This is a genomic window from Microcoleus sp. Pol1C5, from assembly GCF_036701115.1.
Classification (GTDB): Bacteria; Cyanobacteriota; Cyanobacteriia; order Cyanobacteriales; family Microcoleaceae; genus Microcoleus.
In genome coordinates, this window is record NZ_JAUBQE010000051.1 from 19576 (window position 1) to 32133 (window position 12558).

General features: G+C 46.1%; 12 protein-coding genes and 1 tRNA gene. 4 read left to right on the plus strand and 9 right to left on the minus strand.

What is annotated here, in order from left to right:
• Positions 1-131: 131 nt before the first annotated feature.
• From QUA23_RS24205 to QUA23_RS24225, 5 genes are all read right to left on the minus strand, one after another.
• Entirely contained in the window at positions 132-860 is a 729-nt protein-coding gene (locus tag QUA23_RS24205) for a response regulator transcription factor (RefSeq protein ID WP_333074675.1), read from the minus strand.
• 234 nt (positions 861-1094) lie between these two features.
• A complete protein-coding gene (locus QUA23_RS24210) occupies positions 1095-1823 on the minus strand; it encodes a response regulator transcription factor (protein ID WP_333074677.1) in 729 nt (242 codons plus the stop codon).
• A gap of 277 nt (positions 1824-2100) precedes the next feature.
• Positions 2101-5463, minus strand: a complete 3363-nt coding sequence (locus QUA23_RS24215; protein ID WP_333074679.1) for a CHAT domain-containing protein — start codon at positions 5461-5463, stop codon at positions 2101-2103.
• Positions 5464-5576: 113 nt separating this feature from the next.
• A complete protein-coding gene (locus tag QUA23_RS24220; RefSeq protein WP_333074681.1) occupies positions 5577-6383 on the minus strand; it encodes a DUF928 domain-containing protein in 807 nt (268 codons plus the stop codon).
• A gap of 177 nt (positions 6384-6560) precedes the next feature.
• Positions 6561-7289, minus strand: a complete 729-nt coding sequence (locus QUA23_RS24225; RefSeq protein ID WP_333074682.1) for an AIM24 family protein — start codon at positions 7287-7289, stop codon at positions 6561-6563.
• Between the two features lie 180 nt (positions 7290-7469).
• Here QUA23_RS24225 and QUA23_RS24230 point away from each other — a divergent pair, with 180 nt between their 5' ends.
• Positions 7470-8966 carry a glycosyl hydrolase family 57 gene (locus tag QUA23_RS24230; protein ID WP_333074684.1) on the plus strand — a complete coding sequence of 499 codons (1497 nt, stop codon included), beginning with the start codon at positions 7470-7472 and terminating at the stop codon, positions 8964-8966.
• A 143-nt stretch (positions 8967-9109) separates the two neighbouring features.
• Here QUA23_RS24230 and QUA23_RS24235 read toward each other — a convergent pair whose 3' ends face one another.
• Together QUA23_RS24235 and QUA23_RS24240 are read right to left on the minus strand one after the other, a co-directional pair.
• Positions 9110-9409, minus strand: coding sequence for a hypothetical protein (locus QUA23_RS24235; RefSeq protein WP_333050161.1), 300 nt, complete (start codon positions 9407-9409; stop codon positions 9110-9112).
• A 49-nt stretch (positions 9410-9458) separates the two neighbouring features.
• Positions 9459-10070, minus strand: coding sequence for a DNA-3-methyladenine glycosylase (locus tag QUA23_RS24240; protein WP_333074685.1), 612 nt, complete (start codon positions 10068-10070; stop codon positions 9459-9461).
• Between the two features lie 20 nt (positions 10071-10090).
• Between QUA23_RS24240 and QUA23_RS24245 the strand changes: the two genes are divergently transcribed.
• Positions 10091-10213 (plus strand): hypothetical protein, encoded by a 123-nt coding sequence (locus QUA23_RS24245; protein WP_006633228.1) that lies wholly within the window; start codon positions 10091-10093, stop codon positions 10211-10213.
• A 100-nt stretch (positions 10214-10313) separates the two neighbouring features.
• On the opposite strand, the gene QUA23_RS24250 is transcribed toward QUA23_RS24245, so the two are convergent.
• Positions 10314-10832, minus strand: a complete 519-nt coding sequence (locus QUA23_RS24250) for a pentapeptide repeat-containing protein (RefSeq protein ID WP_333074687.1) — start codon at positions 10830-10832, stop codon at positions 10314-10316.
• A gap of 503 nt (positions 10833-11335) precedes the next feature.
• Between QUA23_RS24250 and QUA23_RS24255 the strand changes: the two genes are divergently transcribed.
• Both QUA23_RS24255 and QUA23_RS24260 read left to right on the plus strand, forming a co-directional pair.
• Positions 11336-11839, plus strand: coding sequence for a hypothetical protein (locus QUA23_RS24255; RefSeq protein WP_333074689.1), 504 nt, complete (start codon positions 11336-11338; stop codon positions 11837-11839).
• Positions 11840-11947: 108 nt separating this feature from the next.
• Positions 11948-12385, plus strand: a complete 438-nt coding sequence (locus QUA23_RS24260) for a translation initiation factor (protein ID WP_333074690.1) — start codon at positions 11948-11950, stop codon at positions 12383-12385.
• Between the two features lie 88 nt (positions 12386-12473).
• On the opposite strand, the gene QUA23_RS24265 is transcribed toward QUA23_RS24260, so the two are convergent.
• Positions 12474-12558: transfer RNA gene (locus QUA23_RS24265), tRNA-Ser, on the minus strand.

The following is a 12558-nucleotide window of genomic DNA, read 5'->3' on the forward strand; positions in this document are numbered from 1 at the left end:
TCCAAAAATGAGGCTAAGTAGGTAGGCGCTGTAAAACACAATTATGTAAACGATTGTAAAGTATTCAAATGCCGTAAGCGTGGCTAAGTTAGCCTGTTTACATACAGTTACATAGCTGTGTTTAATCCCGCTTACCTACTTACCTTGTTATTGCGATCGATCGGAGCGAAAGTGTAACCGTATCCGTGAGTAGCTTGAATAAAATTCGGAACAGCCGAATCGACTTTAGCCAGTTTCCTGCGAATCATACGGATATACACGTCCACCACTTGCTCGTCTCGTGCATCATTGCATTTCCATCCCCAAACTTTTTCGATTAGCTGTTGGCGGCTCCAAGCTTTACCTGGATAAGTTGCCAAAAAATACAAGAGTTGAAATTCTAAGGCCGTCAGAGCTAAAGTTTTCTCTTTCAATCTCACCTCCCTACTCATTAAATCGATCCCTAGTTCACCGAAGACAAGATTGCGCGGAGTGACGGTTTTCATCTCCCTCAACAAGGTTTCTATTCTGACTGCCAAGTCCTCAAGACTGAACGGTTGGCCGATAAAATCATCAACACCTGCTTTTATGATTTTAATTCGAGCTTCTCCGCCTGTAACGCTGCTGAAAATCACGAGTAAAAAAACATTCTTCCGTTTCTGCATTTCTTCGCAAAGTTTAACGCCGATATTATCGGGCAAATTCCCATCCAAGATTACGAGGACTGGGTTGAATTCCTCAAAGATTTCTAAAGCTGTTTTTCCGTCGGCAGCAGATTGTACTTGATATGTCTCATTCAGATAGCCGTCGATGAAATTACGGACGGGGGCGTCATTCTCTACAACCATAATTTTGGAATTTTGCTCGGTAGATATCGTCATAATGTTTGGCTCTCTTGTTAATGGTTCACACTTTAGAAAATCGAGTAAGTATGCTGTCTTTTGATTAGCCCCTCGATTCTCTATAAGGCGTGTTTTCTTTACTCGTAGATGCCCCCTTAGCTTGCCCCCTACTCAACCCCTACTCCCTTTAAAAAGGGGATTAGGGGTGGGACAATAGCGAATTAACTGGTTCGCGCGCTCTACCTAGGAACCAGTCATAATTATGATGATTGTTCAATTACCAACTACCCTGTCCCTGCGAGCGATCGGAGCGAAAGTATAACCGTATCCCCGAACAGTTTGAATAAAATTCGGAACAGCGGCATCAACTTTAGCCATTTTCCTGCGAATTTGGCCGATATGCACGTCCACCACTCGCTCTTCTGATCCATAATTGGATTTCCACCCCCAAACTTTTTCGATTAGCTGTTGGCGGCTGCAAGCTTTACCTGAATGAGTTGCCAAAAAACACAATATTTCAAATTCTAAGGCTGTTAGCGTTAGAATTTGCTCCTTGAATCTCACCTCCCTACTCACTAAATTGATCGCTAATTGGCCGAAGACAAGGTTCGGCGGGTTGACGGATCTCGACCGCCTCAACAAGACTTCTACTCTAACTGCCAATTCTTCAAGAGAGAACGGTTTGCACATAAAATCATCGGCACCTGCTTTCAGGATTTTAATTCGATCTTCTTGGGCGGTGCGGCTACTGAGAATCGCGACTAAAACATTTGTGCGCTTCTGCATTTCTTGGCAAAGTTTATAGCCAGTAATATCGGGCAAGTTCCAATCCAAAATGACAAGGACTGGGTTAAATTCTTCAAAAATTTCGAGAGCAGTTTGGCCGTCGGCGGCAAATTGTACTTGATATGTTTGATTCAGAAAGCGATAGATGAGAGTGCGAATGGGGGCGTCGTCCTCTACAACCAGAATTTTGGCTTTTCCATCGGCAGATATTGTCATAATCTTTGACTTTATTGTTAAGGGTGCAAAGTTAGGAAAGCGAGCAAGTGTATGAAAACAGTCTTTATTGTTTAGTCCGCTAGGAGTGGACTAAAGTTTGTGCAGTAGGGGCAATCCCCCCGTGGTTGCCGGGATTTCAATTGCAAGCGTGACTTTTTTGAAGAAATTAAATCGACACATGACTTATCGCTCCTGGCGCGATCGAGTTTATGTGGAGCTTTCAGCGAAAAAACTAATTTTTTCGCTGTTTTGGCAATTTTTTACAAAATTTAATCAATTATGTTTCGCCGATCAGTGTGAAAGCCGCCCAATCTCTGGGATTTGGATGCTGCTGCATTGTCTCCAGCATGGCGTTTCGCAAGGCTTGAGCTTTGTTGCCCGTTCGATCGAGATTTTGATAAAATTTCACCATCAAATCGGCTGTAGGAGCATCCGGCACGGCCCACAAAGACACAATCACACTGGGCGTACCAGCCGAAATTAAAGCGCGAGACAAACCGATAACGCCGTCGCCGGTAATCCGCCCCATGCCGGTATTGCACGCACTCAAAACTACCAGATCCGCGTTGAGGTGCAAGTTCAAAATTTCCTCAGCAGTCAGCAAACCGCTATCGGTGCGATCGGGTGCAAGGGCGATCGCACTGCCGAGCCCGCGAATGTTATCGAGCAATCCGTGGGTGGCAAAATGGACGATGCGGGCGTTTGGCAAGCGCTGAAGTACAGCGGCTTTGGTAGCGGATTTGCCAGTCAGGGCTTGAGTTTGGAACAATTGGGCGATCGCGTTAGCTTCGGTTTCTGAATGCGGCAAAGCAGATAACTGCTGCGGGGGTTTTCCCGGTACTAGAGCAACTTCGGGCATAGTGGGATTTCCTACTACTAAAATGTCCCCAACTAAATAAGAAATCTCTTGTCTTTTTTGGCTGGTTAATTCCAGAATTTGAATCGAAGGAGCAGTTAGAATAGTATGTTCTTCAATTAAGAAGTTACCCGCAGCATCTTGCAGGGCAGGAAAGGGAACGAAAAACAGTTCGCCTTGAGGAATAAAGATAATTCGAGCTTCGGGATTTGTCGGCAACAAATCAGCAATCGGTTCAATTAGCAGTTGATGGAGTTTTTGCAAGCGCGGGTGATTGGTGAGGCTTGATTGCACTTTAGCTATTACATCAATTGCAGGTCGGGGAATAGTCAATCCTTCGGGAAAACTGGATTGCCAGAGCGATAGAATGCTGTGACTTTCATCAACAGATATGACTTGCCAAGGTTCCCAATTAGGGGCATCGTCGTGGAGTTTAACTAAATCGCCTGGGTCAAATTTTAGGGTGGGATTGAAGTCGCGATTTCTGATGCCGATCAACTCGCGAGAGTCGGCAACCAGCTCTTTGAGCGGAGTATGTTGATAGTTGAGGTCAACTTGGCGAAATGCAATTTTACCCGTCGGCTTAATTACCCAAATAAAAAGTTTTTCTAAAAAAGAAATCGAATATTCTACAAAAGTTGCATTTTGTGCTTTAGCAATTTGTTTAATTTGCTCGATCGTAGGCGGCTTAATATCGGGTATCGCATTTAACTTGGCAGATAACCGAACACCCAGTAACTCCACAAAAGCCCGCGCCCGCCCCTGCTCCGAAATTTCCAGCGCCTGTTCTGTTTTTTTCTGGGCGAGGAGGGCTTTTTCCAGGTGGCGGTAAGTTGCTGCTTGGGTTTCAAAAATAGATACTTTAAAGTTATCGTTTTTGCCCAATCTTCCCCGAAGTGATTCCCAAATTTGAATCGCCCTGCGGAGGAATGTTTCAGCTTCTGCAAACTGTCCACAGTCAAATAAAGCCAGTCCTAAATTGTTGAGAGTTGCCCCTTCTGAGGCGTGTTCGCCGAGCCCACGCGCGATTTCTAAACTCTTCAGGCTATATTTGATCGCCCGCTGGCACTGCCCCAAACAGCGGTAAGCATTGCCCAGATTTCGCCAGGAAGCCACTTGCCCAGAGAGATCGCCCATTTCCTGTTGAATATCTAAAGACTGCTGGTAGTATTCGATCGCCCGCCAGTAATTCCCCAAATTACTGTAAGCATTGCCCAGAGTAACCAACGAATAGGCTTCCCCATAACGGTTGTTGATTTTCTGCGCCAGAGTAAGGGACTCTTGAGAGCATTCGATCGCCTGTTGATGTTGCCCTAGGGCAATGTATGTAAGGCCCAAAGCGCTCAAGGAGTTCGCTTCTCTATGCTGAGAGTTGATTTTTCGCGCCATATCTAGGGACTGCTGCTGGCACTCGATCGCCCGCTGGTATTCGCCCAGGGAATAATATGCACTCCCCAAATCGCGCCAGGAACTAGCTTCTCCGTGAGGATTGCCGATTTCTCCCTGAATATTTAGGCATTGCTGGTGGCACTCAATTGCTTGCACATATTCCCCCAAAGCATCGTAAATATTGCCTAAAGCGTTTAAAGAATCAGCTTCCCCACTGCGGTTGCCAATGTCTCGCTGAATATTTAGCGACTGCTGGTGATAGTCAATTGCTTGCGAGTATTCCCCCCGCAAACGGTAAAAATTGCCTATATTGTTCAGAGAGTTCGCTTCTCCGTAGCGGTTGCCGGTGTCTCTATGAATATTTAGCGACTGCTGATAGTATACGAGCGTCTGCGAGTATGTGTCCAGCAAACTTTTAGCACTATCTAAGAAGGAAGGTGCGGAGCGGAATTCGTACTGGCTTTCTGTAATTCTCCTAATTTTATAAGGTGCGTACTTGAGTTTTGGTGCTATGACCCTAACTAGACTTCCACTAGATGAAATCTCCCTAATTTGCTTACTAATAGGAGACTGAATCGATCGGTAAATCAACATCACATCTGCTGGCGATAGCGCCTGTTTGTAGAGTCGAACATCTCCTATATTGCCCTGAAAACTGTGCCCAAAATCGTCTGATTGGCCACCCATAGTTAAGGGGCTTCTATTGCTGATAGAACCCGGTTGATATGTTGGGTTGAACGGGAAACCTACTTCCTTGCCATCGACATACCAGCGCCCTCCATCCGGTCGATCGCGATCCACGACAACCGCAACGTGATGCCATTCGCTATCGTTAACAACTGGCAAAGACGGAAGCTCTTTTTCTTGGCGGTCGTCATAATAGTTTACCGAAATCCTCCCATCTGCTATTTGAAGGTTAATTCTGCCTCTATCAATAAAGAAAGACCAGCCCCGCAAAGGGCCGGAGTTTTTAATCCGCTGATCGATAATCTGGACAATACCGCAAGGGTCGTAGTATTTAATCCGCTTATTAATAGTATCGACAGCTTCCGTGCGAATCCACGCACAAATAGAAAAGTCTTCTTTGCCTATCTCCAGTAAAGGAGTGACTGGGAAAGTAACGCAACCTCCACTCAGCAGCAAACTTTCCTGCGGCCCGTTTGTGATAGTTCCATCGGTATGATGTGTTAGGGACTCTTTGTGGATATAGATATAGGATTCCGAATCACTCGGAAACGATATGAAGGGCTCAGTATCACGGCAAACGCTGTCAATTAGGCGTGCCGGAGGGAGTTCGGGGCGATCGCTCGCCAAGTTGCCTGCTTCATCAAATGACCAACGGGCGCTCGGCTCTGTATTGAAAGTATTGTAAACGCTTAATATGGGGTATTTCATCGCTTAGTTGACTTCATTTTTGTGGAACAGGCATCTTGCCTGTTCCTGATGGGCGGGCTAGCAGCAACAGCCCACAAAAAAACTTACTCTTTGTGGAACAGGCATCTTGCGTATTACGGTGGTGAAACTATCCCGTGCAGGCGCACAAAGGGATGCTGCAATAAAGCCTCCCAGTCAGCATCCAAAGTCGCCAGAGATGATATTTTTTCAAATCCAGATAGTTCTGCTAGCGCTTCATACCGCAAATCATTTTCAGCATAAATTAGCAGCCTCTCCTCTAAAGTAGCTGCCTGTAATTGGCTCAACAGTTTACCGCGTAGTGCAACTAATTCTGTGAGAGTTTCGTACCACAAACCGTGTTTAGCAAGCAAAAAAACGCGCTCCCTTAGAGATGCTGTTTCTAGCTGAACCAAAATTTCGGGTTTCATTGCCACCCGCTCAACCCACCCGTGGCGGGAGATATTCCCGCACAAAAAGCACCATTGATACTTCTTGCCAATTTCCAGAGGAGGGGAATTTTGCGGCAAAGAAAAACTCACAATTCCCGCTGCTTTTTTTAGCTCAAAAACTGTTCGGAAAACTTCCTCTTGCTGTTCGTCCCGCAGGACGAACTCAAAGGAAATGTCATCAGGCAATGAAGCCGGCAAGTACAGCCAAAAAGTTGGATGTGCGATCGCTGTCAACCCTAAATTTGTAGCGGGAATCAAAGCTAAGAAGTTGTGAGGATCGCGGCTGCCTGCGTCTTTGCGATCGCCCGGTGCGCCGCGCGCGGGGGGATCGTAGGCGAGTACCTGTGGCAGCAAATTCGGTTCCCCCGATGATGAATCAGCGAGCATCGCTGCCAATCCAGGTTGAACCATTGTTAAAGCAACAAGCACATTAAGCGTCGCCTGCTGTAGGAGCAGTTTTGTTACATTCATAAAATATCCGCCAAGTAGAGGTGTAAAATCTCAGTTCGATCCAACTGCACCCTGAAAATAATCTTGCCAGATTTTTTATGCTAGCGTCTATAGTTTCGCGTAATTTTTTTAGTATATTTAGCCAATAAAATTCCGCGAGCCATGCTCCAGCAACCTCTACTTTAAAAATGAAACAACTCAACCCAAACCCATAGCATCATTTTCACATACTAATAATTTACCTTTCCCCTGATAATACCAAACATAACCCTCTCCACCCCCTTTGCCAAAATGACCTAATTTTCGATAATCTTCTTCAATCCCCTTGGTATATCCTTTAACCAAATCGCAATCAGCTATCAAAGTTTCACCTTGTCTGAGTTCGACAATCTTACCCGGTGAATTTGTAGCTGCTACAACAGTAGCTTTTTGCTCGCGCAAAGCTGTAACAGCAATTCTCCACCTACCGTCATTAGAAGCAGCCACTTGTCGGAATTTCAGTTTTTTAGCACCGATAACTACATTGTCCGAACAAAACTGAAATATACCGTCATCAAACTCCCACTGCTCTGCATCCGAAAGCTCGATCTGCGTATAATGCAGAAAATGCCCTTTTTGTCTCGGTTCCAGTTTCACAGTACCAGTCCCTTGATATACGGGAGCGTTGTAGTCCATTTCCGTTGTCAAAGATACCCACATATCTTTCAAACGGTTATCCGTTTTATAAACACCGGAAGTTAATTTACCCATACACCAATGCAGCGCACCTTTTTGAATGATAACTCCCGAATTATTCAAGTTAATTTCCGCTTGCTGAACAAGGGGAATATTCTTAGTGGGATGGTAAAACTTATTGGTTTCAGGATTGATGTTATTTTGGATGTACCACAAATCCGTTGGTTCCAAAACCTTGATTTCGTATTTCATAATTTACCTCGCCTACTTACTTGAAATGTGTTAAACATTTGACCCGTGATTTGGAGATTCCGCGATCCCGGACTTATCCGGTGAAATTTCTCTTTTGCAGACATCCTCTGCTACTGTTAAATTATCAAGCTATATTAGCAATAGCAGACAGCGCCCCTCCACAATTGTTGAGAAAAATTTATGCCTGCGATCGCACAATCTCCCAATTTACCCATTTTACAAGAACTCAACTCAGGATTGCCCAATATTTGCGGCTCCGAAGCAGAAATCAGTGCCGCAGCCAATAGCAAGGAACCTGTCTTTCTACCTACCACAAATCTGCGCTTGGAAAATATTCAAGCCGGATTCGCCTGCGCCCTGCATATGCACCAACCGACAATTCCTGCGGGTGCAAACGGCGAACTGATCAGCAATCTCCAGAATATGTTTGAACATCCCAACCAAGGAGACAACCACAACGCCGCAGTCTTTGCTTGGTGCTATTCTCGCATGGGAGAATTCATTCCCCAACTGATTGCCGAAGGCTGCAACCCGCGAATTATGCTCGACTATTCGGGCAATTTATTGTGGGGATTGCGACAAATGGGACGCGACGATATCTTTGATAATCTCAAGCGGATTACCTGTGATCCTCAATATCAACCCCACGTAGAATGGCTGGGGACAATGTGGAGTCACGCGGTCATTCCCTCAACTCCCATTCCCGACATAAAACTTCAAATTCAAGCATGGCAACATCATTTTGCCGCCATTTTTGGCATAGATGCCCTGAAGCGCGTTAAAGGTTTTTCGCCCCCAGAAATGCACTTTCCCAATCACCCAGATACACTGTACGAATACATCAAAGCTTTGAAAGAATGCGGCTACCGCTGGCTGATGGTGCAGGAACATTCTGTAGAAAATCTAGACGGTTCGGGATTGTCGCAAGACCAAAAATATATTCCCAACCGTTTAGTTGCCCGCAATTCTCACGGGGAAACAATCAGCATCACTGCTTTGATTAAAACCCAAGGTTCAGATACGAAATTGGTCGGTCAAATGCAGCCGTATTACGAAGCCAAAGGACGCAATAAACAGCAAATTGGCAATGTCACAGTTCCTTCTTTAGTTACTCAGATTGCCGATGGCGAAAATGGCGGCGTCATGATGAATGAATTTCCCAGCGCCTTTGTCAAAGCTTGGCACGAAAACCGCGAACAAGGCGGAGGGAAATCCGGCGTTGTTGGTTTAAACGGCACTGAATATTTAGAGATAATTGAAGCGGCGGGGGTTAATCCTGATGATTATCCGATTTGTCAAGGGGTTAACCAGCATAAAATCTGGCAGCTAGTCGATACTGATAATGCGACGCCGGAAAAAGTGGAAAGTGCGATCGCCCAACTCAAGCAAACAGACCATAATTTTCACATGGATGGTGCTTCTTGGACTAACGATTTGAGTTGGGTGAAAGGTTACGAAAATGTCTTGGAACCGATGAATCTACTCAGCGCAGCATTCCACAAAAAATACGACCCGCTGTTGCAGCAAGATGCTTCAGTTACCAAGCAGTTTGAATACCAGCAAGCTTTGCTTTACAATTTGTTGGTGCAAACAAGCTGTTTCCGCTATTGGGGACAGGGAACTTGGACTGATTACGCGCGCGAACTTTACAACCGCGGCGCTGCTTTAATGAAGTAGCAGAATTTATTGTAGGGTGCCCAGGAAACAAACTGTTTGAGCCTCCTCAAATATCAGCGCTGACGCACCCTACATCTAGAAAATTTTATTGATAAAGAGAGGACTAAAGTCCTCACTACAAACACGGACTTACCAATTACTGTCTACATTTCCTGCATCAACCGCAAATAATTTTGCCGCATCTGCGTCATATTTTCCATCATTCTATTAGCCATATCTTTCTCAACATCGCTCATTTGCTGCCAAAATAAAGCCGATCGCCTCGCCATAATTGCCTCTTCCCACAGCATCTCCAAAAGTTGCGCCGCCATTGGGTTTTCAGCATCTATAATCCCACACAATTGTTGGAAAGCCCGATTGGCTTCGGTGTGACTACCAACATCCTGAGCCAGCGTCAGGCATTTTTTGAGTTGTACGATCGGATTTTCAGAAGAGTAAGCCATAATTTCACTAAGATAAGCGACAAAATTTACACTGATACCTTTGACATTACTAGAGTTGTGACACAGCCGTAGAGTTCCCTACATACCACCGCCAAGGCAAATCAATTCCTTGAGAAATCCCGATCCGCGTAGTTTGCACAAAATTTATTGTACCCTCCTCCACAGCTTGCTGAAAGTGCTCGCTCCGGTGTTCCAACCGCAGCGGTTGGCCTGCACCCAAGAAAAAACCGCTTAAAGTTCGATCGATCTGCAGTACCTTACACAGTTTCCCAGGCCCGGCGGCGAGGCGCGATCGCTTCTTCTCGGGAATTCCACCGTACCCCTTGAGAACCGCATCTACCTGCAAAGCTCGAATCAGCACAGCACTAGCAACTCCCTCTACATCGGTCACAACATTAAAACAGTGATACATCCCGTAGATTAAGTAAACGTAGCTCATACCCGCAGGCCCGAACATCACCTCATTGCGAGGAGTTCGCTGTCGGTAAGCATGACAAGCGGGGTCTCTAGGGCCGTAAGCTTCGGTTTCGACAATCATTCCCCGAATTGTCTCGCCGTCCGGAAATTGCCGCACCAGAGTACAGCCCAGCAAATCTGGCGCTACGCTGGTAGATGGCCGCGCCAGCCAAAAAGATTCTACAATCTGAGTATTTGCACTCACTCAACAACAGCAGGTAAATTATGGACGTTAAGTTAGTTTTAGCAGTCTTGACAGCAGTTTTCACCGTTTGCTGTCTGTTCTTCGGCACAAAAAACGGATTCTACGATACTGACAAGTATCACGGCAACGGTTCTGCTCACTAATTTTAAGCGTGCAGTTAGTTGCTGAAAAAAACCGTCGCCTGACTGACAGGCGGCGGTTTTCTTTCGATTTAATCGATTTAAAGATTATTTGCTAGTCTTACTAAGGATGAATTGTGCCATTTGGCATTTGAGCTTCTTGCAAGCTAGCATTCGAGAAGTCAGCGCACCCCATGAGATTGAAACGCATTGTCGCTCCTCTATCCGTTGCTTTCATTTTGAAACCAACTACTGAATTTTCTGGGTTATTCTGTTGTGGAACAGCGGTGACATTAAAATCCATATTTGCTTCTTTTTCATTAGCCTCAAGGTTGAAAGTGATGCCGGCACAACCCAAATCAGCTCCCGTGAGGTTGGCTCTATTTAAGTTGGCATTTTTGAGGTTGGCATTAGCCAATTTTGCTCCTGATAAGTTAGCACCTTCTAGGTTAGCTCCCTGCAAGTTGACTCCTTGCAAGTCTAATCCTTTTAGGTTGGCATTGCTGAAATTACATTCGGGACACTGTTTGGTTTGCAGCAATTCCTTGACTTGCTTTTGTTGACTTGAAAAAGTTAGATATTTGACCGCACTAAATACAACTGCGATGGACAATCCAGCAGTAAATAAATTATTTAATTTCATAAATATCCGAAAAGCTTCGGGGGCTTTCTCTGGCTGTTAATAGATTTCTACAATAGTGCGATCGACCTCTCCAGAATTTCTACAACAAAATTGCAGGCATCTCTGACAAGCAGTTCGGCGCGATTCAACACCGCCAAACTTAAACCTCCCGCCTGCTTTCCCTCCCCAGTGCTGCTTTGAGCTTCGCACTCGTCCTGTCCGTCTCCTTAGCAGTCCACAAACCGAATTTATTGTTAGCAGAAGGGGCGCATTTGCATATACCTCCAGACTGAAATAAAAGAAACTTTATTTATATCCCTAGAATGAGTAAATCATCGAGAGATTACACCATGATTAAATAGAAACGCAATACCGTACCTGCGCTGTTGATAAATTCTCAGCAACTACTTTGGTCAAAATTGCTTCGAGAAATTAATTTACTCTAAAAACTGTTGGCAGCAGCTCAGGTTCCTCAACCTCGCCAGAACACACCCTACCTATAATCCAGACAATTCGGAGCGGCAATGAACACAATCAAACCCGAACCCAAAAGATCGCGCTTCATGGCTCTGCTGCTGACAACGCTGCTGACCTTTCCCTTTGTGAGTGCTTGCGGTTCTAGCGAGCAAAATTCCGCTCCCCCGCCTCCTGTTGACAACACTCGCGCTGGAGGAGTGCAAACTAATCGCCGCCCCACTCCTTCCCCACAAGCGAAAAAAGGACTGAGCAATGCTCAAAAAGTAGGGATTACTTTAGCAGGAGCAGCCGCCCTTTACTACATCTACAATCAGTACAAAAATAAACAAGAAAAGGGGCCGCAGGGAAAACATTACCTTTCCAAAAACGGTCGCGTTTACTACCGCGATGCCCAGAATCGCGCGGTCTGGGTAACGCCCCCGCCTGAAGGAATTAAAGTTCCGGAGTCCGAAGCAGCGCGTTACCGCGAATTCCAGGGGTACAACAACCAAACTACCGGTCGAGACCTTACTACCTTGCCGGAAGCTACAGCTCCTGTTCCGGCACAGTAGCCTAACCATTTGAGATTTTAGATTGCAGGTTCCGTGACTTTCAATTAAATCTCGGATTCCCAATCTAAAACAGCAGTTTTTCACAACATAAAAAAGAGGAACTTTATCATGGTAGACGGATTTTTGCGGAAGTTAAAAGATGCGATCGTCGGACCAGACGGCGAGCAAGTCGATCCTGACGGTTATTACGAAGATCCCTCAAATCCCGGACAGTACGGCAACGTGACTCCAGCCAGCCAAGACCCCTACGGCGACCCGGCTGACGGAGAGTACGGCAACGTGACTCCAGCCAGCCAAGACCCCTACGGCGACCCCGCAGACTACGGAGAGTACGGCAACCTGACCCCGGCCAGCGAAGACCCCTACGGCGACCCCGCAGACTACGCCGGTACCGACTACGGACAGTTCGGCAACGTGAGTCCGGCCAGCGAAGACCCCTACGGCGACCCCGCAGACTACGTAGCGGATGCTGGAATGTTTGGCAATGTGATCCCCGCGAGCGAAGACCCCTACGGCGACCCGGCGGATGAGGAAGGGTTTAGTTAAGTCAGTTAGCTAGAAAAATTACCTGGTAAGCAACAGCACCCCTGCGGGGGTGTTTTTTTTGCCAGTTCTTTTTGCTAGTTCTCAAAAACGGAGAGGGTGGGATTTGAACCCACGGAACCTTGCGGTTCACCTGATTTCAAGTCAGGCGCATTCGACCACTCTGCCACCTCTCC